Origin of the sequence: Pseudoduganella lurida (assembly GCF_007830455.1) — a bacterium.
GTDB classification, from domain to species: Bacteria; Pseudomonadota; Gammaproteobacteria; order Burkholderiales; family Burkholderiaceae_D; genus Rugamonas; species Rugamonas lurida.
The window spans coordinates 161,805-187,345 of the sequence record NZ_VLLB01000009.1; the positions used below are offsets into that span (position 1 = coordinate 161,805).

Below are 25,541 nucleotides of genomic sequence, written 5' to 3' on the forward strand. Positions count from 1 at the left end.
AAGTGGTTTCGGTTATGCGCGGGCCGGAAATTGCCACCGCGCGCGCCAACGTGACAGCGGCGCGCGGCGCCGGCCCGGCGGCCTGCTGTTCTGCATTATTCATCCGGCAAGGGTTCCTTCAGCAGGCGGTGCACCAGCACGGGAATCGGCGAATGCGACAGCACCTTGTTCGTCACGCTGCCCAGCAATAACTGGCCCCAGCCGCTGCGGCCATGTGAACCCATGAATATCAGGTCGCAGCCCTTTTGGCCGGCGATTTCCACGATCTTCAATGCCGCCGTTTCCGAAAAGGCCGTCATCGTTTCGCAGCGCAGCCCTTTTCTGGCACATGAATCGACGATCGACTGGACATGGTCGCTGCCGGCGCGGCGCATTGCAGCCCGATATTCTTCTTCGCCCGGATAACTGGGCGGAATGATTTCGACATAAATGGGATACTGGTATTCCGGCGCGACGAACAGGGCCAGCACCTCGGCGCCCAGCTGCTGGGCAAACGCGACGCCGGCGCACGCCGTCATGCGCGACACGGTGGAACCATCCGTGGTAATCAGAATCTTCCGATACATGCCGGCCACCCTGTAACGAACCGTAGCGAATTGTCAGCGAAAAACAGTAGGTGCGGATTTCGCATTGTAGCCGCGAATCGAGTCCTTGTCTGGATGTAAAGAATTGATCTTTCTCAAGAAAGAGCACCGTATGGCGCAAGCTTGTCTTCGAAAACATGTTTGTTTAAGACAAACACTTGCCGCCCAAATACAACACAAAGGGAGGGTTTTCCTGCCCTGCCACCCGTTTGAAGAGGCCGCGATTGAACAAGCAGGCGACCCCCTGCTACACTCGCGAAAGTGCGTTAATATTGCCGAGCGTCATCATGACAGAACTTCAGGCAGTGTGACGGAAGCAATTTTTGATTATGGAGAAGCAGGGAAATGACCGACGCCGCTGATGATTTCGACGCATTATTCGAGGAAGTGTCCGCGCAGCGCGCCAGCGCTCCCGCACCCGCTCCTGCGCCCGCACCCGCGCCGGCAGGGGCGGCCGAAGACGACCTGGAAAGCCTGTTCGACGAGATCTCGTCCAAGAGCACCCCGGCCAGCGCGCCGGCACCGGCCGTAGCCGCTGCCCCGGCGCCGGCCCCTGCCGCAACTGCCCCGGCCGCGGACGGCGAAGAGGCCCCGCAGGATGGCACCATGTTCGAACGCCTGGGCGGCATCGTCCGCCTGCTGCACGACTCGCTGCGCGAACTGGGCTACGACAAGGCGCTGACCGAGGCGTCGTCGCAGATCAACGACGCGCAGGACCGCCTGGAATACGTGGCCACGCTGACCGAGCAGGCCGCCAACAAGGTGCTGAACACGCTGGACGACGGCATGCCGGCCCAGGACGTGCTGTCGAAGAAGTCGAAGGAAATGGAAGACCGCTGGGCCGCGCTGTTCGACGGCAAGCTCAGCATCGACGAATTCAAGAAGCTGGCCGGCGACTCGCGCTCGTTCGCGCAGGCCGTGTCGGAAGCCACTGAAGCCGAAAAGGCGCGCCTGCTGGAAATCATGATGGCGCAGGACTTCCAGGACATCACCGGCCAGCTGATCAAGAAAGTGGTGATCATCACGAAGACGGTGGAGGCCGAGCTGGCCCAGCTGCTGAAGGATAACGCACCGGCCGACAAGCGCGAGAAGATCGCGCAGAAAGAGGCCCTGGAAGTGCAGCTGATGAGCGGCCCGTCGGCCCCGTCGGTGGCGCTGAACCAGGACAATGTGGACGATCTGCTTGCCGACCTGGGGTTCTGATGGACGATATGCTCAAGGAGTTCGTCGTCGAGGCGATGGACCTGGCGGTCAATGTCGAGGAGCACCTGCTGCGCCTCGAACGGGACCCGGACAACAAGGAAACGCTGAACGCCGTGTTCCGCTCGTTCCACACCATCAAGGGTGGCGCGGGCTTCATGAACCTGGGCGCCCTGGTGTCGGCCTGCCACCTGACGGAAAACCTGTTCGACGCGCTGCGCACCGGCGCAGCACCCGTCACGCCGCTGTCGATCGAGGCGGCGCTGCAGGCGTCCGGCTTCGTGGCCGACCAGCTGGCTGAACTGAACAACGGCGCCTCGCCGGACAGCATGGGCCCGATGCCGGCCGACCTGGAAGCGATCCTGAACGAAGCCATCGAGGGCAAGGAAACCTCGTCGAAGCCGGCCGCCAAGCCTGCCCCGGCACCCGTGGCCGCGCCGGCACCGGTCGCTGCTGCCGCGCCTGCTGCCGTGCACACCGCGTCCGCCGACGGCCTGGACTGGGAATCGATGTACGAAGCGGTGGTACCGCCGGGAACCTACACTCGCTCGGCCCCGGCAGTGAGCGCCCCCGCCGCCGCAGTTGCCACGCCCGTGGCCACGGCAGCACCGGCAGCCGCGGCTGCCGCGCCGGCTGCGGACGCCGCCTCCGGCAAGAAATGGGATGGCGTGGAACGCCGCGACGAGAAGCCCGCGCACGCCGCGCCGGCCAAGGAAGAAAGCATCCGCATCGACGCCGTCAAGCTCGACGCGCTGCTGGAAGTGGCCGGCGAATCCGTGCAGGCCGCCAACCAGGCCGCCGTGCTGCTGGAACGCCTGCAGCAGTTCAAGTTCGAAGGCCAGGCCGCCACGCTGATGTCGGCGCTGACGGAAACGCTGGAACGCGCCTCGCGCTACTCCACCGAACTGCAGCGCGCCACGCTGGCCACCCGCATGCAGCCGGTCGGCCGCCTGTTCCAGAAGTTCCCGCGCCTGGTGCGCGAGCTGGCCAAGGACCTGGGCAAGGAAGTCGAACTGATCATCGAGGGTGCGGAAACGGAAGTGGACCGCGTCGTCGTCGATTCGCTGTACGACCCGCTGGTGCACATGCTGCGGAATGCGCTGGACCATGGCGTGGAAGGTCCGGAAGCCCGCGTGGCCGCCGGCAAGGGTGCGAAATCGACCATCCTGCTGAAAGCGTGGCAGGAAGCCAACAGCGTGATGATCGTGCTGCAGGACGACGGCAAGGGCATGGACCCTGTCGCGCTGCGCCGCAAGGCCGGCGAAAAGGGCCTGATCTCGCCGACGGCGAACATGTCCGACGACGAGTCCTACCAGCTGGTGTTCCTGCCGGGCTTCTCGACGAAGGAAGTGGCGTCGTCGGTGTCCGGCCGCGGCGTGGGCATGGACGTGGTGAAGACCGCCGTCGAGAAGAACCGCGGCGCGATCCACATCGAGTCCGCGCTGGGCAAGGGCACCAAGTTCGCCATCCGCCTGCCGATCGAGCTGTCGATCGTGCCGACGATGCTGGTGTCGACCTCGGACGCGCTGTTGGCGCTGCCGATGGCCGTCGTCGAGCGCGTCGTCGAGCTGCCGGAAACGTTCATGGAAGTGGGCGGTTCGCCGGTGCTGAAGGACCAGGGCCGGCCGCTGCCGGTGCGTTCGCTGGCCAATGCGCTGGGCTACGAACTGTCGACCGAACGGGTGGGCATCGTCATCAACGCACCGCAGCCATATATCCTGGCCGTGGGCGCCGTCGACGGCACCGCCGACCTCGTCATCAAGCCGCTGACCGCCATTGCAGTGGATGGCGTCACGGGCACGGCGCGCTCCGCCGAAGGCGAGCTCGTCCTAGTCGTGGGCCTATCTTTCCTGATGGATGGTTGCAGGAGCAGCGTGCGCATGGCAGCATAAGCAGTTTGCCAAGCTAGTCACCAAAAAGCCTGCGACGCAAATCGCAGGCTTTTTGTTTTTTTGTTGCCAAAAAACGGGGACTGTCCCCGATTTTTGGCAACGGAATCTGTAACATTAATGCAACACCGGCGCCCCAAGGCGCGCAGCACCGATGCAAGGGACCGTGGCCCACGAGGCGGAAAGTCGGCTTGTTTTGCAGCGCACAAACTGTGGCATAATCAATTGGAACTTTTATCACACAGGCAGCAAGCAGCAATCATGAAGACGCTTTACGACAAACTCTGGGAATCCCATGTGGTTCGCACGGAGGAAGACGGCACCGCCATCCTGTACATCGATCGCCACCTCGTGCATGAAGTCACCAGCCCGCAAGCCTTCGACGGCCTGCGCGCCGCCCACCGCCAGCCTTGGCGGCTGTCCGCCAACCTGGCCGTGGCCGACCACAATGTCCCCACCACCGACCGCTCGCACGGCATCGAGGATCCCGTTTCGCGCCTGCAGGTCGAAACGCTCGACAAGAACACCAGGGAGTACGGCGTCACGTACTTCAACATGAACGACAAGCGCCAGGGCATCGTGCACGTGATCGGCCCGGAGCAGGGCGCCACCTTGCCCGGCATGACGGTCGTCTGCGGCGACTCGCACACGTCCACGCACGGCGCCTTCGGCTGCCTGGCCCATGGTATCGGCACCTCCGAAGTGGAACACGTGCTGGCCACGCAGACGCTGCTGGCCAAGAAATCGAAATCGATGCTGGTGCAGGTCGACGGCGCGCTGCCGGCCGGCGTGACCGCCAAGGACATCGTGCTGGCCGTGATCGGCGTCATCGGCACGGCCGGCGGCACGGGCTACGCGATCGAATTCTCCGGCTCGACGATCCGTTCGCTGTCGATGGAAGGCCGCATGACGGTCTGTAACATGGCGATCGAGGCGGGCGCGCGCGCCGGCATGGTGGGCGTCGACCAGACCACGATCGACTACGTCAAAGGCCGTCCCTTCTCGCCGGTGGGCCCGCACTGGGACCGCGCCGTCGAGTACTGGCGCACGCTGCATACCGAGCCGGGCGCGAAGTTCGACCTCGTCGTCACGCTCGACGCCGCGCAGATCAAGCCGCAGGTCACCTGGGGCACCTCGCCCGAGATGGTCGTGTCGGTCGATGCGCGCGTGCCGGACCCGGACCTGGAAAAGGATGCCGTCAAGCGCGAAGCCATGGAAAAGGCGCTGGTGTACATGGGCCTCACGCCGAACACGGCGATCGAGGACATCCGCATCGACAAGGTGTTCATCGGTTCCTGCACCAACTCGCGCATCGAGGACCTGCGCGCCGCGGCCGCCGTGGTGCGCGGCAAGCAGCGCGCTTCCAACGTGAAGCTGGCGATGGTGGTGCCCGGCTCCGGCCTGGTGAAGGAGCAGGCCGAGCGCGAAGGCCTGGACACGATCTTCCGCGCCGCCGGCTTCGAGTGGCGCGAACCGGGCTGCTCGATGTGCCTGGCGATGAATGCCGACCGCCTCGATCCGGGCGAGCGCTGCGCCTCGACCTCGAACCGCAATTTCGAAGGCCGCCAGGGCCAGGGCGGCCGGACCCACCTGGTCTCGCCGGCCATGGCCGCTGCCGCCGGCATCGCCGGCCATTTCGTCGACGTTCGCGCGATCCGCTGAACGTCGCGGCCCGCGGGCCATCTTATCCGGCGCGCCATGCCGACCTGGCGTGGCGCCCGGGCAGTATCATTCACCGACATCCGACATCATGAAAACCCGCGCCCTCGCCGCCGCCATCGTCCTCGCCACCCTCGTCCTCACGGGCTGCAACACCGTTGCCGGTTTCGGCAAGGATGTGCAGAAGGTCGGCCAGGTCGTCGAAGGCGCCGGCAGAAAATAATTTTGCGGCACGGCCGCTGCGCCGTGCTCCACAGAGAGAGCAGCATGGACAAATTTACGATCTACGAGGGCCTGGTGGCCCCGCTCGACCGCTCGAACGTCGATACCGACGCGATCATTCCGAAGCAGTTCCTGAAATCGATCCGCCGCACCGGCTTCGGCCCCAACCTGTTCGACGAATGGCGCTACCTGGACCACGGCGAACCCGGCATGGACAACGAGCGCCGTCCCCTCAATCCGGACTTCGTGCTGAACCAGCCGCGCTACCAGGGCGCCTCGATCCTCCTGACCCGCAAGAACTTCGGCTGCGGCTCCTCGCGCGAGCACGCGCCCTGGGCCCTGGACCAGTACGGCTTCCGCGCCATCCTCGCGCCCAGCTTTGCCGACATCTTCTTCAACAACAGCTACAAGAACGGCCTGCTGCCGGTCGTTCTCACCGAAGCGCAGATCGACCATCTGTTCGACGAAGTCAAGGCCTTCCCCGGCTACCGCCTGGTGGTGGACCTTGAACAGCAGCTCATCCGCTCGCAGGATGGCAAGATCGCCTACCCCTTCCAGATCGACCCGTTCCGCAAATACTGCCTGATGAACGGCCTCGACGACATCGGCCTGACCTTGCGCCATGCCGACAGCATCCGCGCCTTCGAGGAACGCCATCTGGCCAGCCAGCCGTGGCTGGCCAACAGCATCTAGTCACCCGAATCATCTGAGACGAAAACAATGAAAATCGCAATCCTGCCCGGCGACGGCATCGGTCCCGAGATCGTCGCCCAGGCCGTCAAGGTGCTGAACGCCCTCGACGAACAGTTCGAACTGGAGACGGCCCCGGTCGGTGGCGCCGGCTACGAAGCGGCCGGCCATCCGCTGCCGGAGGCCACGCTGGCACTGGCGCAAGCGGCCGACGCCGTGCTGTTCGGCGCCGTCGGCGACTGGAAGTACGACACGCTGGACCGCCCGCTGCGGCCCGAACAGGCCATCCTCGGCCTGCGCAAGAACCTGGGCCTGTTCGCCAACCTGCGTCCGGCGATCCTGTATCCGGAACTGGCCGGCGCGTCCACGCTGAAACCCGAAGTGGTGTCGGGCCTGGACATCCTCATCATCCGCGAACTGACCGGCGACATTTATTTCGGCCAGCCGCGCGGCGTGCGCGAATGTCCCGATGGTCCGTTCAAGGGCCAGCGCGAAGGCTTCGACACGATGCGCTATGCGGAAGGCGAAATCCGCCGCATCGCCCACGTGGCGTTCCAGGCCGCGCAGAAGCGCGACAAGCGCCTGACCAGCGTTGACAAGGCCAACGTGCTGGAGACGTTCCAGTTCTGGAAGGACATCGTCACCGACGTCCACAAGGAATACCCGGACGTGGCGCTCGACCACATGTATGTCGACAACGCCGCCATGCAGCTGGTGCGCGCGCCGAAGAAGTTCGACGTGATCGTCACCGGCAATATGTTCGGCGACATCCTGTCCGATGCGGCCGCGATGCTGACCGGCTCGATCGGCATGCTGCCATCGGCTTCGCTGGACGCCAACAACAAGGGCCTGTACGAACCGTCGCACGGCTCGGCGCCGGACATCGCCGGCAAGGGCGTGGCCAATCCGCTGGCCACCATCCTGTCGGCCGCCATGCTGCTGCGCTTCTCGCTGGGCCGCGACGAACAGGCCGAGCGCATCGAGAACGCCGTCAAGGCCGTGCTGGCACAGGGCCTGCGCACGCCGGACATCCACGAAGCCGGCACCACCAAAGTGGGCACCGAGCAGATGGGCGATGCGGTCGTGGCCGCGCTGGCGAAGTAAAAAATATCGTTGTCCACCGAACCCGCCGGGCGCGCGTTCAACGTGGACAACCAAAACATCGAAGGGGATTCAAATGAAATTAGTAGGTCTGGTAGGCTGGCGCGGCATGGTGGGTTCGGTCCTGATGCAGCGCATGCAGGAAGAGGGCGATTTCAACTTCATCGAGCCGGTATTCTTCACCACCTCCAACACGGGCGGCGCGGCACCACAGTATGCGAAGAACGAAACGACGCTGAAGGACGCCACCAATATCGACGAACTGAAACGCTGCGAGATCATCATCTCGTGCCAGGGCGGCGACTACACGGGCGAAGTGTTCCCGAAGCTGCGCGCGGCCGGCTGGAACGGCTACTGGATCGACGCGGCGTCCACGCTGCGCATGGAGCAGGACTCGGTGATCGTGCTGGACCCGATCAACCTGAACGTCATCAAGGATGCGCTCACCAAGGGCGTGAAGAACTTCATCGGCGGGAACTGCACCGTGTCGTGCATGCTGATGGGCCTGGGCGGCCTGTTCAAGCAGGACCTGGTGGAGTGGACCACGTCGATGACGTACCAGGCGGCTTCCGGCGGCGGCGCGCAGCACATGCGCGAGCTGCTCACGCAGTTCGGCACCATCAACCAGTCCGTGAAAGCGCTGCTGGACAACCCGGCCTCCGCGATCCTCGAGATCGACCGCCAGGTGCTGGCCACGCAGCACGGCCTGTCGGCGGACGAAACGAAGCAGTTCGGCGTGCCGCTGGCCGGCAACCTGATCCCGTGGATCGACAAGGACCTGGGCAACGGCCAGTCGAAGGAAGAGTGGAAGGGCGGCGCCGAGACCAACAAGATCCTCGGCCGCGGCGAAGGCTTCGGCTCCGCGGCGATCCCCGTCGACGGCCTGTGCGTGCGCATCGGCGCGATGCGCTGCCACTCGCAGGCTCTCACAATCAAACTGAAACAGGATGTGCCGCTGGACGAGATCAACGACATCATCGCTAACGACAACCAGTGGGTGAAGTTCGTGCCGAACACGCGCGAAGCGTCGGTGCGCGACCTGACGCCGGCCGCCGTCACGGGCAGCCTGACGATCCCGGTGGGCCGCGTGCGCAAGCTGTCGATGGGCCCGGAGTACATCTCCGCGTTCACCGTCGGCGACCAGCTGCTGTGGGGCGCCGCGGAACCGCTGCGCCGCATGCTGCGCATCGTGCTGGACAAGTAAGCGCCCGCGCATCGACGCACCAGGCCGGCCTCCACGGAGCGCCGGCCTTTTTCATGGCTCAGCTTGTGTCCCGGTGCCAGGCACCGTGACACAGGCTGAGCCATGACTCCGCATGGCCTGGTGCCAGGCACCATGACAGGAGCTGAGCCATGACTTCGTCTGCCCATTCCCTGTCACCGATACCTGACGAGTTCGTGTCACGGTGCCTGCCCCCCCGTGACACGGGCTCGACCGATGCCGCGGCCTTCCCACAGGCAAGAGCTTGCATGCTCCGGGGCATGATGTTATGTTGGGACGTCCAGGAAGGGTGGTTTCCTGTCATTGCCAACTTATTACTACAGAATATGCCTGTACAAAAACGCTCCCGGGTTGCGTCGCTCGCTTTGTCCACACTGGCCAGTGCCATCATCGGCGCGGCGGTCCTGCCGGCGGCGCATGGGGCCGGGCTGGGCAAGCTGACGGTGCTGTCCGCCCTGGGCCAGCCGCTGCGCGCGGAGATCGAACTGACGGCCGTCACGCCGGACGAGGCGCGCGACCTGACGGCGAAGCTGGCCCCGGCCGCCGCCTTCAGTGCCGCCAGCATCGACTTCAACCCGGCGCTGCTGAACCTGCGCTTCGATATCGACCAGCGTGGCGAACGCCGCTTCATCCGCATCACGTCGGCCCAGCCGATCAACGAGCCGTTCGTCGACATGCTGCTCGAGCTCACCTGGGCCAGCGGCCGCCTAGTGCGCGAGTACACCTTCCTGCTCGATCCCGCGGACCTGCGCAATGCCCAGTCGCCGCAGGTGGCCGCGCCGGTCGAGGTGAACCGTGCGACTGCGCAGGCCGGCGCACCGGCACCGCAGCCTGCAACATCGGCACCGGCGCCGCAAAGCCCGCAGCAAAGCCAGCCGCGCCCGGCACCCGCCGCGCCGGAGCGTGCCGCGCCGCGCCAGGCCGCCAGCGAGGCACGCGAAACGGAAGTGACCGTGCGCCGCGGCGACACGCTGTCGCGCATCGCTGCCGAGAACAAGCCGGCCGAAGTGTCGCTGGACATGATGCTGGTGGCGCTGTACCGGGCCAACCCGGAAGCGTTCGCCGGCAAGAACATGAACCGCCTGAAGTCCGGCACGATCCTGACGATTCCCGACGAGGGCACGATCCGCGGCACCGGCCGTGGCGAAGCGCGCGGTGTCGTGGTCGCGCATGCCGCCGACTTCAATGCCTACCGCAACCGCCTGGCCGGGCAGGTCGCCGCGTCCACGCCGGCCAAGGCCGCCGGGCCCCAGCAGAGCGCCGCCGGCCAGATCGCGGCGAAGGTCGAGGAACGTCCGAACGCCGTGAATGCCGCCCAGGACCAGCTGAAGCTGTCGAAAGCGGGCGAGGCCGCGGGCAAGGCGGGCAGCACCGGCGCGGCCGAGGACAAGATCGCCAAGGACCAGCAGGTGGCCGATGCCGCCGCGCGCGTGAAGGAACTGGAAAAGAACGTCAGCGACCTGGAAAACCTGGTGGCCGTGAAGAACAAGTCCGGTGCCGACGCGCAGAACCGCGCCACGCCGGAGATGGACGTGCATGGTGCGGCAGTCCCCGCCGCGCCGCAGCCGGTCGCACCGGCGGCTCCTGCCACGGAAGCGAAACCGGCAGCAACGCCCGCCGCCAAGCCAGCCGCCAAGCCCGCCCCCGTGCCGGCCCAGCTGGAACCGGGCATCATGGACACGGTGATGGACAATATCCAGGCCATCGCCATCGGCCTGGCCGCCGTGCTGGCCGGCGTGGGCCTGCTGGTGGCGCGCCGCCGCAAGGCCCGCGAAGCCTTCGTCGTGGCGCCGACGTCCGTCGTGGTGCCGCAGCCGGGCGAGCCGGGCCAGGTGCTGATCGCCGAGCCGGGCGGCCAGAGCGTCGACACCAGCAACAGCGTGTTCAATTCGAACTTCGCCCCGTCGGCCAGCCAGCTCGATACCAATGAAGTCGATCCGGTCGCCGAGGCCGATGTCTACATTGCCTATGGCCGCGATGCGCAGGCCGAAGAGATCCTGAAGGAAGCGCTGCGCACCCATCCGGAACGGCATGCGGTGCGCCTGAAGCTGCTGGAGATCTACGCCAACCGCAAGGACCTGCAGGCGTTCGAGGCGCAGGCCACCGAGCTGCGCGGCTACACGGGCGGCGCCGGCGACGAGTGGGCGCAGGCCGCCACGCTGGGCCGCGGCATCGATCCGGCCAACCCGCTGTACGGCGACGCACCGGCAAGCAGCACGGCCTTCGGGTCCGCCGCGGTTGCCGGCACCGCGGCCGCCGCGGCCACCTTCGCCGCCAGCGATTTCGCGTCCGCGCTGGACGATGCTTCCCGGGCCCGCGAAGCGGAAGCGCGCGACGGGCTCGACCTCGATCTGGGCCAGGAGCCCGTGCCGCCCGCCGGCGACGAGGGCGCGGTCGCCCGGCCGGAAGAGCGCACCGCAGCGGGCGACCTGGACTTCGACTTCGGCGATGCGACGGCGCTGCCGGCCGCGTCCGCAGCATCCGACACGGCTTCGGCACCGGCCGACAACCTGATGGACTTCGATTTCGGCGACGACACGGCCGTGCCGGCGCCGGTGGCGCCCGCATCCGCACCTGCACCGGCACCTGCACCCAGTGTGGCCGATGCCGGCGACGCCGAGCACTTCCTCGACTTCGACCTGGGCGGCCTCGATGCGGCCACGCCAGCAACGGTGCCGCCAGCATCGCCAGCCCCCGCGGCGGATCCATTCGCGGACAAGTCCGCCGACGACCTCGACCTGGCCTTCGACCTGCCGGGCGACGCGGCGCGCCCCGAGGAAGTCACGGCCGCCCCGGCGCCTGCCGACCTGGCGATGGACTTCGACCTGGACCTGCCGGGCGACGACCAGCCTGCGACCGCCCCGGCCCCGGCCGCCGATCCGCTGGCCGAACTGGACCTGATGGACTTCGACGTGGCGGCCCCGCTGCCGCCCGCCGCGGCACCGTCGCTGGAGGACGACTTCGCGCTGGATGCATTGCCCGAGCTGCCGGACTCCCCGGCCGGCACTGCGTCCGCCAATGGGGCGGGGACCAGCGCGCCGGCCGCCAGCGCGCCGCCGCCGGAATTCGACCTGTCCGGCATCGACCTGGAGCTGGACGAGCTGGCCGACCAGCCGCCGGCCGCCACGCCGCCACTGGTGGACGAGCCTGCCGTGCCGGCACCGGCCGCCGCGCCGGAGCAGCTCACGCCGCTGCAGATGGAGATGGACACGAAGCTGGACCTGGCCGTGGCCTACCAGGAGATCGGCGACAAGGAAGGCGCGCGCGAACTGCTCGACGAGGTGCTGCGCGGCGGCAGCGACGACCAGGTCAGCCGCGCCAACCAGATGCTGGCATCGCTGGGCTGACCGGGCGCCGTAGCGTTCGATATGGGCCGGGGCGTATAATCCCGGCTCTTTTTCCCTTCACGGACCGGCATTGAAACGCATCGCATTGGGCCTCCAGTACAACGGCACCGACTGGCAGGGTTACCAGGTCCAGCCCCATGGGCAGACCGTGCAGGACCAGCTGGAACGGGCCATCGAGCAGTTCGCCCGCGTGCGCATCGGCACCACCTGTGCCGGCCGCACGGATGCCGGCGTCCACGCGCTGGGGCAGGTGGTGCACTTCGATACGGACGTGCACCGCGAAACCCATGCCTGGGTACGCGGCATCAATGCCTTCCTGCCCGACTCGATCGGCGTACGCTGGGTCAAGCCGCTGCACGAGGTGGTGGCCTTCGGCGAAGCCGAATTCCGCCAGGAAGACGACTTCCACGCCCGCTTCGCGGCCCGCTCGCGCACCTACCACTACCTGCTGTACAACAACCACGTGCGGGCGCCACTGCTGGCCGGCCGCGCCGGGTTCTATCATCGTCCGCTGGACGTGGCGCGCATGCAGGACGCGGTGCGTCCGCTGCTGGGCGAGCACGATTTCTCCGCGTTCCGCGCCGCCGGCTGCCAGGCCAGAACGCCCGTCAAGACGATGCATGCGATCGACATCGAGCGGCACGGCGACATGATCCTGTTCACGCTGCGCGCCAGCGCCTTCCTGCACCACATGGTGCGCAATCTGGTCGGCTCGCTGGTGTACATCGGCCAGGGCCGCGAGGACGCGGCCTGGCTGGGCGAGCTGCTGGCCAGCCGCGACCGCAGGCGCGCCGCGCCCACCTTCATGCCCGACGGCCTGTACCTGGCCGATATCGAATACGATGCGAAGTGGGGCCTGCCGCAGGAAACCGCCGGCAACCTGGCCAACCTGCTGCCCGCGTTCTGACCGCGTTCTGGCCGCCTTGCCACTGCCTTCTTGCCGCCTTCTTGCCGCCTTCTGACCACCTTGTTACCGCGTTTTACACTGGAGCCGCCATGCACCGCACCCGCATCAAGATCTGCGGCCTGACCCGCGAAGAGGACGTGGCCGCCGCCGTGGCGCTGGGCGCCGATGCGGTCGGCTTCGTGTTCTATCCGAAGAGCCCCCGCTACGTGACGCCACAGCGCGCGGCCGAGCTGATCGCCACGCTGCCGCCGTTCGTCACGGCCGTCGGGCTGTTCGTCAACGCGTCGCCCGACGAGGTGCGGGCAATCGTGGACGTGGCACCGGTCGCCCTGCTGCAGTTCCATGGCGACGAGACGGCCGGGCAGTGCGCCGAGGCCGCGGCCGCGGCACACCGCCCGTACCTGCGGGTGTTCCGCGTAAAAGGGGACAGCACCGGAAGCGAGCTGCTAGAATACGAAGCGTTATGCCGCGCCTCCTCGCCGCTCTGTGCGGGAGTTCTGCTCGACACCCATGTCGATGCCTACGGCGGCGCAGGAAAGGTATTCGATTGGTCCCTCATCCCAAGAGATCTCGCGCCTCGGGCCGTTTTAAGTGGTGGCTTGAGCGTGCAAAATGCGACTGGCGCGGTGGCGCAGGTACGCCCTTGGGCGGTTGACGTCAGCAGTGGCGTCGAGGCCGCGAAGGGCATCAAGGATGCCGGCCTGATCGCGCAATTCATTGCCGCGGTAAGGGCCGGCGATGCCACCCCCGGGAACGCCGAGACGTAAGCGCGTCGCGCGTTCCCCGATTTCGAGAACGCCATGAACGCTCCTATTGCCAAGACCGCCACACCGCTGTTCCACGCCACCGACTACCAGCTGCCCGACAGCACCGGCCACTTCGGCCCCTACGGTGGTTCCTTCGTCGCCGAGACGCTGACCTACGCGCTGGCCGAACTGAACGACGCCTATGCCCGCTACAGCCAGGACCCCGAATTCCTCGAGGAGTTCCGCTACGAGCTGAAGCACTTCGTGGGCCGCCCCTCGCCGATCTATCACGCCAAACGCTGGTCGGAACTGGCCGGCGGCGCGCAGATCTACTTCAAGCGCGAGGACCTGAACCACACGGGCGCCCACAAGATAAACAACGTCATCGGCCAGGCCCTGCTGGCCAAGCGGATGGGCAAGCCGCGCATCATCGCCGAGACGGGCGCCGGCCAGCACGGCGTTGCCACGGCCACCATCTGCGCGCGCTTCGGCCTCGAATGCGTCGTGTACATGGGCGCCGAGGACGTCAAGCGCCAGGCGCAGAACGTCTACCGCATGAAGCTGCTGGGCGCCACCGTGGTGCCCGTCACGTCCGGCTCGAAGACGCTGAAGGACGCGCTGAACGAGGCGATGCGCGACTGGGTCACCAACATCGAAAACACCTTCTACATCATCGGCACCGTGGCCGGCCCGCACCCGTACCCGATGCTGGTGCGCGACTTCCAGTCCGTGATCGGCGAGGAGTGCCTGGTGCAGATGCCGGAAATGACGGGCCGCCAGCCCGACTATGTGCTGGCCTGCATCGGCGGCGGCTCGAACGCGATGGGCATCTTCTATCCGTACATCGACCAGAAGGACACGCAGCTGATTGGCGTGGAGGCGGCCGGCGAGGGCCTCGATACGAGCAAGCACGCGGCATCGCTGACGAAAGGCTATCCGGGCGTCCTGCACGGCAACCGCACCTACCTGCTGCAGAGCGAGGACGGGCAGATCATCGAGACGCACTCCGTGTCGGCCGGCCTGGATTACCCGGGCGTGGGCCCGGAGCACGCATGGCTGAAGGATTCCGGGCGCGCGCAGTACGTGTCGATCACGGACGAGGAAGCGCTGCAGGCCTTCCACGACTGCTGCCATATCGAGGGCATCATCCCGGCGCTGGAGTCGTCGCACGCGCTGGCCTACGCCGCCAAGCTGGCCGCCACGCTGCCGAAGGACAAGGTGATCCTCGCGAACCTGTCCGGCCGCGGCGACAAGGACATGCACACCGTCGCCGAGCGGATGGGACTGCAGTTCGGCTGACTTGCCCGAAAAATGGGGACAGACCCCATTTTCAAAGAAATTTCCTGAAAAATGGGGTCTGTCCCCATTTTTCGAGAAACATTTGCCGAGCAAAACAATGTCCCGTATCGCCCAGACTTTCACCGCGCTGAAGGCGCAACAAAAAACCGGTCTCGTGACCTTCATCACCGCCGGCGACCCGTCGCCCGCGCTCACCGTGCCGCTGCTGCATGCCCTGGTGGCCGGCGGCGCCGATGTGTTGGAACTCGGCGTGCCGTTTTCCGACCCGATGGCCGAGGGCCCCGTCATCCAGCGGGCCTGCGAGCGCGCGCTGGTGCATGGCATCGGCATCCGCCACGTGTTCGAGTATGTGCGCGAGTTCCGCAAGACGAACCAGCACACGCCCGTCGTGCTGATGGGCTATGCCAACCCGATCGAGCGCATCGGCATCGAAGCGTTCATCGCCCAGTCGCGTGAGGTGGGGGCCGATGGCGCCATCGTCGTCGACTATCCGCCGGAAGAGTGCGAGGAGTTCGCCGCGCAGATGCGCGAGGCGGGCCTGGACCTGATCTTCCTGCTGGCACCCACCTCGACGGAAGAACGCATCGCCCAGGTGGCCAAGGTCGGCAGCGGCTTCTCGTACTACGTGTCGCTGAAGGGCGTGACGGGCGCCGGCAATATCGACACGGCGCAGGTGGCCGAGCGCATCGCCGCGATCCGCCAGCATGTCAGCCTGCCCATCGGCGTGGGCTTCGGCATCCGCGACGCCGCCACGGCCAAGGCGCTGGCCGGCGTGGCGGACGCCGTCGTCATCGGCAGCCGCATCATCCAGGAGATCGAAGCGTCCGAACCGGATGCCGCCCCCGCGGCGGTGCAGGCCTTCGTGTCCGGCATCCGCGCCGCCCTCGACGCCTGAGCCACGGTCCAGCCCGTGTCCACCATGGGGTCAGACCCCGACAAGGACACGAACTCAGCAGTGAGCGGCATGACGGAGCGTCAAGCGAAACGATTCCGTGTTTCGATCGGGTTGCTTCATGCAATATACGGACGCACTATGGTCGGGCTTGTGTCTATGTCGGGGTCTGACCCCGAAGTGGACACGGACTCGGCTGTTGCGGTGGAAGCCGCATGGAATCACACGCCCGTGCGTAAAATTGTCAAAGTTGAATGTTCGACACGGCTGGCGGAAACGGCTACACTGCGCGCCTAAGTTACAGCCTCAGGAGAAAACATGAGCTGGTTGGAAAAACTGCTGCCGCCGCGGATCCAGCGCTCGGATGCCGCCGCCCGCAAGACGATGCCGGAAGGCCTGTGGGTGAAGTGCCCCTCGTGCGAAGCCGTCCTGTACCGCACCGATCTCGAATCGAACCTGCATGTGTGCCCGAAGTGCGATCACCACATGCGCATCCGTGCGCGCGAGCGCCTCGATGCGCTGCTCGACGCCGGCGGCCGCTACGAAATCGGCCAGGACACGCTGCCCGTCGACACGCTGAAATTCAAGGACAGCAAGAAGTACCCGGACCGCCTGAAGCAGGCGATGGATGCCACCGGCGAGACCGATGCGATGGTCTGCCTGGGCGGCTCGATCATGAGCCTGCCGGTCGTGGTGGCGTGCTTCGAGTTCGAGTTCATGGGCGGCTCGATGGGCTCCGTCGTGGGCGAGCGCTTTGCCCGCGCCGCGCAGGTGGCGCTGGAGCAGAAGGTGCCGTTCATCTGCATCACCGCCACCGGTGGCGCGCGCATGCAGGAAGGCCTGCTGTCGCTGCTGCAGATGGCGAAAACCACGTCGATGCTGACCAAGCTGGCCGAGAAGAAGCTGCCGTTCATCAGCGTGCTGACCGATCCGACGATGGGCGGCGTGTCCGCTTCGTTCGCGTTCATGGGCGACGTGGTGATGGCCGAACCGAAGGCGCTGATCGGCTTTGCCGGCCCGCGCGTCATCGAGAACACGGTGCGCGAGAAGCTGCCGGAAGGCTTCCAGCGTTCCGAGTTCCTGCTCACCAAAGGCGCCATCGACATGATCGTCGACCGCCGCAAGATGCGCGAAGAGATCGCCCGCCTGCTGGCACTGTTGCAGAACCAGGCTGCCGAAGTCATCGCGTAAGCACCCGCATGTCGCCTGAACGGGGCCGCGTCCGCCAGGACCGGCCCCGTTTTTCATCCGCACCTGACGCCGATGCCGCGCGCGCGCTAAAATCGCTGTCTTTCCGCTCACACCATCGCCGCCAGACCAAGATGACCACTCCCGCCACCCTGCCAGAATGGCTCGCGCTGCTCGAAGCGCGCCACGCCGAAACCGTCATCAACATGGGCCTGGACCGCGTGCGCGCCGTCAAGGAACGCCTGCAACTGGCGTTCACGTGTCCCGTCATCATGGTGGCCGGCACCAACGGCAAGGGCTCCACCTGCGCGATGCTGGAATCGGTGCTGCTGCGCGCCGGCTACCGCGCCGGCCTGTACATCAAGCCGCACTTCCTGGACTTCAACGAGCGCGCCCGCGTCAATGGCGAACTGGCCAGCGACGCCATGCTGGTCGACGCCTTCGATGCGGTGGAAGCGGTGCGCGGCGACACGTCGCTGACCTACTTCGAGTTCACCACGCTGGCCATCCTGCACCTGCTGAGCAAGGCGAACCTGGACGTGGCGATCCTCGAAGTGGGCCTGGGCGGCCGGCTCGATGCCGTGAACGTCGTCGATGCGGACGTGTCGATCGTCACCAGCGTGGACATCGACCACGTCGACTACCTGGGCGGCACGCGCGAGCAGATCGGCTTCGAAAAGGCCGGCATCTTCCGGCCCGGCAAGGCCGCCATCTGCAGCGATCCGGTACCGCCGCAGTCGCTGGTCGACCATGCCAATGCCATCGGTGCCGACCTGTGGCTGATGGGCCGCGACTTCAATTATTCGGGCGACAAGCAGCAGTGGAACTATGGCGGCCGCAGCATGCGCCGCAACGCGCTGGCCTATCCGAGCCTGCGCGGCGCCAACCAGCTGCTCAACGCCTCGGCCGCGCTGGCCGCGCTGGAAGTGCTGCGCATCGAGCTGCCGGTGGGCGCGCAGGACGTGCGCACCGGCCTCGTCACCGTCGAGCTGCCGGGCCGCTTCCAGGTGCTGCCGGGCCGCCCGACCGTCATCCTCGACGTGGCCCACAACCCGCATGCCGCCGCGGCGCTGAACCAGAACCTGGGCAATATGGGCTACCACCCGTACACGTTCGCCGTGTTCGGTTCGATGCACGACAAGGACATCGACGGCGTCATCAAGGCCATCGGCGGTTCGATCGACCACTGGTGCCTGGCCACGCTGCCATCCCCCCGCGCCGCCAGCGGTTCCGAGCTGGCCGCGAAGGTGCAGGCGACCGTGCCGGACCCGCATGAGAAGACCGTCAACATCTTCGATACGCCTGCACAAGCTTTTGCAAATGCAATGAGCCGGGCCGGTGAGAATGATAGAATTGTGGTCTTTGGATCGTTCCTGACCGTGGCTGGCGTGATGGCCGCAAGGAAGTCCACGCTGCACTGACCCGCGGCAGCAGCCTCACCAACAATCACCGAGAAATTCATGCATGGGCTTGTTCTCTAAATTCGGCAAAAAGGAGCAGCAGTCCACCGAAGACAGCGGCTATTACCGCGCCGCGGACGACCGCGCGCTGACGGAAAGAGCGCGCTCGAAGCGGGCGTCGGCCAACGAGGCCGGCGGCGGTGCCAGCCGTGGCCGCGCGCGCAAGGAGGGCGCCGATCCGGTGCTGCCGGAGAAGAAGCGCGCACGGCGCCGCCTGGTCGGTGCGATCGCACTGGCGCTGGCCGTGGCGATCGGCCTGCCGATGGTGCTCGACTCGGAACCCAAGCCGCTGGCCAACGACATCGCCATCAATATCCCCGACAAGGACAAGCCGGCGGCCGCCGAAAAGGGCGGCGCTGCAACCGACGACGCAGGCAAGCCACCGCGCAAGGCGGCCCAGGCCGATGCGCTCGACCAGAGCGAGGAAATCGTCGAGCCGGCCGACGAGGCACCGGAACCGGCCCGCCCGGCCACGAAGGTGGCCAAGGCCGATGCGGTGCCGGTCGCTCCCGTCCATGTTGCTCCCGTGAAGACGGAAGCGCCGCAGGCCGCACCGAAGCCGGAACGCGTGGCGGAGCACAAGCCCGAACCGAAGAAGGTCGAGCCGAAGCCGGAACCGAAGAAGGCCGAGCCGAAGCCCGAGCCGAAGAAGGTCGCCGAGACGAAGCCGGAGCCGAAGAAAGCCGAACCGAAGCCGGAGCCGAAACACGAACCGAAGCTGGAAAAGCCGGCCGATGCCGCACGCGCCATCGCCATCCTGGAAGGCAAGCCGGCCGCCGCCAAGCCGGATGCCGACAGCGGCCGCTTCGTGATCCAGGTGGCGGCGCTGGCGGCCCGGGACAAGGTCGAGGAACTGCAGGGCCGGCTGCGCGACGCGGGCATCCGCTCGTTCACGCAGAAATCGCCCTCCGGTGACCTGACGCGCGTGAAGGTGGGCCCGTTCGGCAGCCGCGAAGAAGCCGAGAAGGCCCGTGCCAAGCTGCAGAAGCTGGGGCTGTCCGGCAGCCTCAGCCCGGCATGACGGTGGCGCGGCATTGACAGGTGTGGCATTGAGACGAAGCGGCTGGCCGTGACGATCTTCGACTACGTGGTGCTGTTCGTGCTGGGCGCTTCCGTCATCATCAGCATGGTGCGCGGGCTGGTGCGGGAGGTCCTGTCGATGCTGGGCTGGGTGGTGGCCTTCGTGGTCGCCAACGCCTGGAGTGCCGCGCTGGCGACGATGCTGCCGCCCGTGATTCCGGGCGAGGTGACGCGGCTGATGGTGAGCTTCGTGGTGCTGTTCATCGGCGTGCGCATCCTGACGGGCCTGCTGGCGATGGCACTGTCGGCGCTGATCGATGCGGGCGGCCTGTCGCTGGCCGACCGCGGCCTGGGCGGCCTGTTCGGTCTGGGGCGCGGCCTTGTAATCGTGCTGGCCGGCGTCATATTGTGCGGGATGACGTCGCTTCCCAAGGAAGCTTTCTGGCGCGATGCGCTGCTCTCCCCGCTTGCCGAGACGCTCGCCCTGACCGTGCAACCGTTTCTCCCCGCTGCCCTCGCGCAGCACGTGCAGTTCTAGTGCAATTCTCGCATTCCTTAAATCCGTAGGAGCATCATATGTGTGGCATCGTCGGCGTCGTTTCCCATCAACCTGTCAACCAGCTGCTGTATGACGCGCTGCTGCTGTTGCAGCACCGCGGCCAGGATGCGGCCGGCATCGCAACGAATCACAGCAGCATGTTCTCGATGCACAAGGCGAACGGCCTGGTGCGCGACGTGTTCCGCACCCGGAACATGCGTTCGCTGATGGGCAATTCGGGCATCGGCCACTGCCGCTACCCGACGGCCGGTTCGTCGTCGGAAGAGGAAGCGCAGCCGTTCTACGTCAACGCGCCGTTCGGCATCACGCTGGCGCACAACGGCAACCTGACGAACTGGGAACAGCTCAAGCAGGACATGTTCAAGAACGACCGCCGCCACATCAACACGGACTCCGATTCGGAAGTGCTGCTGAACGTGCTGGCCCATGAGATCCAGAAGGCCACCACCGGCTATTCGCTGGAACCCTCCACGCTGTTCGAAGCCGTGACGGTGCTGAACCGCCGCGTCGAAGGCGGCTACGCGGCCGTGGCGCAGATCGCCGACGTGGGCCTGCTGGGCTTCCGCGATCCGCACGGCATCCGGCCGCTGTGCTACGGCATCCTGGAGGGCGAGCAGGGCACCGAGTACATGCTGGCGTCCGAATCGGTGGCGCTGGAAGGCGCCGGCTTCCGCTTCGTGCGCGACGTGCTGCCGGGAGAAGCCGTGTTCATCGATGCGGAGAACAAGCTGCACAGCCGCATCTGCGCCGACAATCCGTCGCTGAACCCGTGCGTGTTCGAATACGTGTACCTGGCCCGTCCGGACTCCGTGATCGACGGCGCGTCGGTGTACAACACGCGCCTGAAGATGGGCGAGTACCTGGCCGAGAAGATCAAGCGCGAAGGCCTGGCCGACGATATCGATGTGGTGATGCCGATCCCCGATTCGTCGCGCCCGGCCGCGATCCAGCTGGCCCTGCGCCTCGGCAAGGAATACCGCGAAGGCTTCATCAAGAACCGCTACATCGGCCGCACCTTCATCATGCCGGGCCAGGCGCTGCGCAAGAAATCCGTGCGCCAGAAGCTGAACGCGATCGGCGACGAGTTCAAGGGCAAGAACGTGCTGCTGGTCGACGACTCGATCGTGCGCGGCACCACCAGCCGCGAGATCGTGCAGATGGCGCGCGATTCCGGCGCGAAGAAGGTGATCTTCGCGTCCGCCGCGCCGCCGGTGCTGTACCCGAACGTGTACGGCATCGACATGCCCACGCGCGACGAGCTGATCGCCCACGGCCGCACCGTCGAGGAAGTGTGCAAGGAGATCACGGCCGATGCGCTGGTGTACCAGGACCTGGACGACCTGAAGCGCTCGATCTCGGACGTGAATCCGGCGCTGACGAGCTTCGAGGCGTCCTGCTTCGACGGCAAGTACATCACCGGCAACGTGTCGGCGGACTACCTGGACCGCATCGAGAACGCGCGCCACAACCCCAAGGACAAGGGCAGCACCGGCGAGGATGCCGGCCGCACCCAGCTCAACCTGAACTACGCCACCACCGAAGCGTAATAGCACGGGCTCCTCACGGAGCCCGTGTTGTTTCCGTACCACGGGGGACAGTCCCCGTTTTTTGGAAATATTTCCTGAAAATGGGGACAGTCCCCGATTTAAGGCAATTAGTTTTACATGGATAAGAAAAACTACGGGTTCACCACGACCATCCTGCACGGCGACCGGCAGAAAACGATCGAGCAGGGCTCGCTGCACAAGCCCGTGCACACGTCCGTCGCGTTCGGCTACACGGATGCGCGCCAGCTGGCGGCTGTGTTCCAGGGCCGCGAGCCGGGCTTCCGCTACGGCCGCCAGGGCAATCCGACCGTCTCGGCGCTCGAAGAGAAGGTCAACAAGATGGAAGGCGGAGTGGCCACGCTGTGCTTCGCCACCGGCATGGCCGCCATCGGCGCCGTGTTCCAGGGCCTGTTGCGCGCGGGCGACCATGTGGTGTCGTCTTCCTTCCTGTTCGGGAATACCAACTCGCTGTGGCAGACGGTCGCGGGGCAGGGCGTCGGCGTCGATTTTGTCGATGCGACGGAGGTGGCCAACGTGGCCGCCGCGCTGAAAGAAAACACGCGCATCGTGTTCGTCGAAACGATCGCCAACCCGCGCACGCAGATCGCCGACCTCAAGCGCATCGGCGAGCTGTGCGCGGCAAAGGGCATCCTGTACATCGTCGACAACACGATGACGACGCCCTACCTGTTCCTGCCGAAGACGGTGGGCGCGGGCCTCGTCATCAACTCGCTGACCAAGTCGATCGCCGGCCACGGCAATGCGCTGGGCGGCGCCCTGACCGACACGGGCGCCTATGACTGGACGCGCTTCCCCAACATTTTCGAGAACTACAGGAAGGCCGCGCCGGCCATGTGGGGCATCACGCAGATCCGTGCGAAGGGCCTGCGCGACTTCGGCGCCTCGCTGGGACCGGAGGCGGCGCACCACATCGCCGTGGGCGCGGAAACGCTGGCCCTGCGCATGGAGCGCACCTGCGCCAATGCCAAGGCGGTGGCGGAGATGCTCGCGGCCGATCCGCGCGTGGCCGCGGTCCACTATCCGGGCCTGACGTCACACCCGCAGCACGGCATTGCCACCGAGCTGTTCAGGTCCTACGGTTCCCTGTTCAGCTTCGAGCTGCAGGACGGCATCGACCCCTTCGACTACCTGAACCGCCTGAAGGTGGCCGTGCCGGCGTCGAACCTGGGCGACACGCGCACGCTGGTCATCCCCGTGGCGCACACGATCTTCTTCGAGATGGGGGCCGAGCGGCGCGCGTCGATGGGCATCGCCGAGTCGCTGATCCGCGTCTCCGCCGGCATCGAGGACACGGCCGACCTGGTGGACGACTTCAGGAACGCGCTGGACGGCTGATGCGGCAGTTGCTTGCCTCGCTTCTGGTCATGATGCTGGCGGCATCGGTCGCCCGGGCCGAAGTCGTCATACCGCTGGCGCTGGAGAACGGCATCCCGGTGGCGCAGCTGTCGATCGCGGGCGGCACGCATCCGTTCACGCTCGATATCGGCTCGAGCCGCACGGTGCACCTGACGCGCGACGTGATGGACACGATCCCTGGCCTGCAGCTCACCGGCCGCAAGCTCAAGAGCCTGGACCTGACGGGCCGCATCGCCGAGCAGGACGAGTTCACGATTCCGGACCTGGTCATCAACGGCATCTCGTTCGGTGCCGTGACGGGCGTGGCATTCGAGCCGTGGGGCCTGCACACGGGCCCCGGCGCCGCCCAGCCGCGGCACTCCGTCATCGGCCTGGGCCTGTTCGCGCAACAGCCGTTCGTGTATGACTTTGCCGGCGCGAAGTTGCGCTTCGGCGCACCGCTCGCGCTGGGCACCGGCTGGCGCGAACTGCCGTACGAGAAGGTGCATGAAGGGATCGTCGTCCGACTCGGCAACGAGCGGGCGAGCTACCGGATGGTGTTCGACACCGCCGCCAATGTCTCCGTGGTCAAGCCGGCCAGCGTGCAGTCCCGGCGCGACCGGACGCACCGCTGCGACTTCCTCGGACCCGGCAAGCCATGCAAGTATGTGGCCATGTCGCTGGCCGGCGGCCCCGTGCTGACGCCGCTGCTGCTGCCGATGCCGGAGCGCTTCGAGCCGGACGGCCTGGCCGGCGCCGATTTCTTCCAGCACTACGCGGTGTATGTCGACCAGGCGAATGGCAAGGTGGCGCTGCGGCCGGCTGCCCGATAGCCGCTTTTTTTTACTGTCCAGCTCGTGGTAGGTGGGTCCGCGGCTCTGCCCTTCCGCGGAATGGCACTGCGCCGCTGGCACCTGGGCTGGGCACTCTGTGGCAGGACGGCCAGCCAGAGGACCTGGCCGGCCGGGCATTACCGGGAAATCACCAGGGCGCGGCGCCCGGCATGTCGTACGGGTGCTTCCAGCCGGGCAGGGCGGCGATACGGTCCAGCCAGGCCTGTACCAGCGGCGGATAGCTGACGCCCGCCTGCTCGGGCCAGTACATGTAGGAGCACAGGGAGATATCGGCCACCGACACGGTGTCGTCCAGCAGGAAGGCGCGGCCGTCGGCCAGCTCTTCTTCCAGGCGCACCATGTCCGCGCCGAAGCGGCGGCGGAACCAGCGCAGCACTTCCGGGCCGTAGGCGCCTTCGTCATCGAACTCCTGGCCGTAGCGCAGGTGCGCCATCGACAGGCCCACGCGGTTCGCTTCCCAGAACAGCCACTCGCGCACGCGTTCCAGCCGCTCCGGGGTCTCGCCGCCGTAGGCCTTCAGGTATTCGGCCAGGTGCAGCAGGATCGCATTGGATTGCACGTAGGGCTGCCCGTCCTGCACCAGCAGCGGCACCTCGCCATAGCGCGCCAGGCTGCGGAACGGTTCGGGACGGTCGCCGCGGGCGATGCGCAGGTCCACTTCATGGTAGTCGTGCGGCACGCCAGCCAGGGTCATCAGCAGCTGCACCTTGTAGCTGTGGCCGGATTCGCAGCTGCCGTAGAGAACAAATTGGGTCATCGGATCGGTACGCTTACAGTGAGAAGGATCGCATTATGCGCGATCCGGCGCTCAATGCCAGCTTCGCAACAAACCGACGGCCAGGCCTTCCAGCGCGAACTCGTCTTCCTCGGGGTTCACGGTGATCACCTTGAAGTCCGGATTTTCCGGCAGCAGCTCGATCAGCGAGCCGGTCTGGCGGTAGCGCTTCACCGTCACCTCGTTGCCGATGCGGGCCACGACCACCTGGCCGTTCTTGGCCGTGTCGACCTTTTTCACGGCCAGCAGGTCGCCATCCATGATGCCGATATCGCGCATCGATTCGCCGCGCACCTTCAGCAGGAAGTCCGGCCTGGCCGAGAACAGCGCGGGATCCACGTTGTAGCTCGTTTCCAGGTTTTCCTGGGCCAGGATCGGCGAACCGGCAGCCACGCGGCCGATCAGCGGCAGGCTCATCAGCATTGCGGCCGGCACCTGCGGCATCGGTCCCAGGTCGGCCACGCGGGAAGTGGAGGTGACCGGGCGTTCGCCCAGCAGCCGGATGCCGCGCGACGTGCCCGCCGTGATTTCGATGGCACCCTTGCGTGCCAACGCCTTCAGGTGCTCCTCGGCGGCATTGGCCGATTTGAAGCCCAGTTCCGCGGCGATCTCGGCGCGGGTGGGAGGGAAGCCGGTATTGTCGATGGCATCCCGGATCAAATTGAGAATCTGTTCCTGCCTTGCGGTGAGCTTGATCATGATGCTTGAATTCTCGGTATCGCCTGTGGAGAAGGCTGTGGATATGAACAGTCTGTATTTTTGTACAGTATCAACGAGAAAGCAAGGGTACACAGGCGCAAAAACCGGCGGCCAGCCCACTTTTCAGGAAATATTTCCTAAAAATGGGGACTGTCCCCGAATTTTAGAAATATTTCCTGAAAAAGGGGACAGTCCCCGATTTTTGGAAACATTTCTGTGGATAAGGATTCGTGCTTCGCGTCGAGGTACCCGAGCGTGGTTGAGGTGGCCGTCCGGCAGTGGCGTCAACGGCGCATCACGTAGGGGCGCTGAAGTGCGGTGTGCG

The 25,541-nt window shown here is 66.2% G+C and carries 22 protein-coding genes; 19 read left to right on the forward strand and 3 right to left on the reverse strand.

Annotation, left to right across the window (positions count from 1 at the left end):
* Positions 1-95 precede the first annotated feature (95 nt).
* Complete coding sequence (locus IP91_RS21605; RefSeq protein WP_145651833.1) at positions 96-566, reverse strand: universal stress protein; 471 nt, start codon at positions 564-566, stop codon at positions 96-98.
* A gap of 363 nt (positions 567-929) precedes the next feature.
* On the opposite strand from IP91_RS21605, the gene IP91_RS21610 reads away from it, so the two are divergent.
* The 19 genes from IP91_RS21610 (at position 930) to IP91_RS21700 (ending at position 23,721) form a co-directional block, all read left to right on the forward strand.
* Positions 930-1,787 carry a protein phosphatase CheZ gene (locus tag IP91_RS21610; RefSeq protein ID WP_145651835.1) on the forward strand — a complete coding sequence of 286 codons (858 nt, stop codon included), beginning with the start codon at positions 930-932 and terminating at the stop codon, positions 1,785-1,787.
* Positions 1,787-3,676: a chemotaxis protein CheA gene (locus tag IP91_RS21615; protein ID WP_145651838.1), complete on the forward strand. Its 1,890-nt coding sequence runs from the start codon at positions 1,787-1,789 to the stop codon at positions 3,674-3,676. The genes IP91_RS21610 and IP91_RS21615 overlap by 1 nt, the downstream gene beginning before the upstream one ends.
* A gap of 255 nt (positions 3,677-3,931) precedes the next feature.
* Positions 3,932-5,335: a 3-isopropylmalate dehydratase large subunit gene (gene leuC / locus IP91_RS21620; RefSeq protein WP_145651936.1), complete on the forward strand. Its 1,404-nt coding sequence runs from the start codon at positions 3,932-3,934 to the stop codon at positions 5,333-5,335.
* Positions 5,336-5,423: 88 nt separating this feature from the next.
* Positions 5,424-5,555: an entericidin A/B family lipoprotein gene (locus IP91_RS21625; RefSeq protein WP_145651840.1), complete on the forward strand. Its 132-nt coding sequence runs from the start codon at positions 5,424-5,426 to the stop codon at positions 5,553-5,555.
* 44 nt (positions 5,556-5,599) lie between these two features.
* On the forward strand, positions 5,600-6,247 hold the full coding sequence (gene leuD / locus IP91_RS21630) for a 3-isopropylmalate dehydratase small subunit (protein ID WP_145651842.1): 648 nt from the start codon (positions 5,600-5,602) through the stop codon (positions 6,245-6,247).
* A gap of 27 nt (positions 6,248-6,274) precedes the next feature.
* Complete coding sequence (gene leuB, locus IP91_RS21635) at positions 6,275-7,348, forward strand: 3-isopropylmalate dehydrogenase (protein WP_145651845.1); 1,074 nt, start codon at positions 6,275-6,277, stop codon at positions 7,346-7,348.
* A gap of 73 nt (positions 7,349-7,421) precedes the next feature.
* Positions 7,422-8,549 carry an aspartate-semialdehyde dehydrogenase gene (gene asd, locus IP91_RS21640; protein WP_145651847.1) on the forward strand — a complete coding sequence of 376 codons (1,128 nt, stop codon included), beginning with the start codon at positions 7,422-7,424 and terminating at the stop codon, positions 8,547-8,549.
* 383 nt (positions 8,550-8,932) lie between these two features.
* A complete protein-coding gene (locus IP91_RS26730; protein WP_307724432.1) occupies positions 8,933-11,914 on the forward strand; it encodes a motility hub landmark protein FimV in 2,982 nt (993 codons plus the stop codon).
* A gap of 70 nt (positions 11,915-11,984) precedes the next feature.
* A complete protein-coding gene (gene truA / locus IP91_RS21650) occupies positions 11,985-12,821 on the forward strand; it encodes a tRNA pseudouridine(38-40) synthase TruA (protein WP_145651851.1) in 837 nt (278 codons plus the stop codon).
* A gap of 89 nt (positions 12,822-12,910) precedes the next feature.
* Positions 12,911-13,588 carry a phosphoribosylanthranilate isomerase gene (locus tag IP91_RS21655; RefSeq protein ID WP_145651854.1) on the forward strand — a complete coding sequence of 226 codons (678 nt, stop codon included), beginning with the start codon at positions 12,911-12,913 and terminating at the stop codon, positions 13,586-13,588.
* 33 nt (positions 13,589-13,621) lie between these two features.
* Positions 13,622-14,866 (forward strand): tryptophan synthase subunit beta, encoded by a 1,245-nt coding sequence (gene trpB, locus IP91_RS21660; protein WP_145651856.1) that lies wholly within the window; start codon positions 13,622-13,624, stop codon positions 14,864-14,866.
* A 97-nt stretch (positions 14,867-14,963) separates the two neighbouring features.
* Positions 14,964-15,761 (forward strand): tryptophan synthase subunit alpha, encoded by a 798-nt coding sequence (gene trpA / locus IP91_RS21665; protein WP_145651858.1) that lies wholly within the window; start codon positions 14,964-14,966, stop codon positions 15,759-15,761.
* Positions 15,762-16,076: 315 nt separating this feature from the next.
* A complete protein-coding gene (accD, locus tag IP91_RS21670; protein WP_145651860.1) occupies positions 16,077-16,949 on the forward strand; it encodes an acetyl-CoA carboxylase, carboxyltransferase subunit beta in 873 nt (290 codons plus the stop codon).
* 131 nt (positions 16,950-17,080) lie between these two features.
* A complete protein-coding gene (gene folC, locus IP91_RS21675) occupies positions 17,081-18,367 on the forward strand; it encodes a bifunctional tetrahydrofolate synthase/dihydrofolate synthase (protein WP_145651862.1) in 1,287 nt (428 codons plus the stop codon).
* Between the two features lie 43 nt (positions 18,368-18,410).
* Positions 18,411-19,427 carry an SPOR domain-containing protein gene (locus IP91_RS21680; protein WP_145651864.1) on the forward strand — a complete coding sequence of 339 codons (1,017 nt, stop codon included), beginning with the start codon at positions 18,411-18,413 and terminating at the stop codon, positions 19,425-19,427.
* A 48-nt stretch (positions 19,428-19,475) separates the two neighbouring features.
* On the forward strand, positions 19,476-19,964 hold the full coding sequence (locus IP91_RS21685; RefSeq protein WP_145651866.1) for a CvpA family protein: 489 nt from the start codon (positions 19,476-19,478) through the stop codon (positions 19,962-19,964).
* Between the two features lie 38 nt (positions 19,965-20,002).
* A complete protein-coding gene (gene purF / locus IP91_RS21690) occupies positions 20,003-21,532 on the forward strand; it encodes an amidophosphoribosyltransferase (protein WP_145651868.1) in 1,530 nt (509 codons plus the stop codon).
* A 117-nt stretch (positions 21,533-21,649) separates the two neighbouring features.
* Positions 21,650-22,888, forward strand: a complete 1,239-nt coding sequence (locus IP91_RS21695; RefSeq protein WP_145651870.1) for a cystathionine gamma-synthase family protein — start codon at positions 21,650-21,652, stop codon at positions 22,886-22,888.
* A complete protein-coding gene (locus tag IP91_RS21700) occupies positions 22,888-23,721 on the forward strand; it encodes a hypothetical protein (RefSeq protein WP_145651872.1) in 834 nt (277 codons plus the stop codon). Before IP91_RS21695 ends, IP91_RS21700 begins: the two co-directional genes overlap by 1 nt.
* A 148-nt stretch (positions 23,722-23,869) precedes the next feature.
* Here IP91_RS21700 and IP91_RS21705 read toward each other — a convergent pair whose 3' ends face one another.
* Together IP91_RS21705 and lexA are read right to left on the reverse strand one after the other, a co-directional pair.
* Entirely contained in the window at positions 23,870-24,499 is a 630-nt protein-coding gene (locus tag IP91_RS21705) for a glutathione S-transferase family protein (RefSeq protein WP_145651874.1), read from the reverse strand.
* A 51-nt stretch (positions 24,500-24,550) separates the two neighbouring features.
* Positions 24,551-25,216: a transcriptional repressor LexA gene (gene lexA, locus IP91_RS21710; RefSeq protein ID WP_145651876.1), complete on the reverse strand. Its 666-nt coding sequence runs from the start codon at positions 25,214-25,216 to the stop codon at positions 24,551-24,553.
* Positions 25,217-25,541 lie beyond the last annotated feature (325 nt).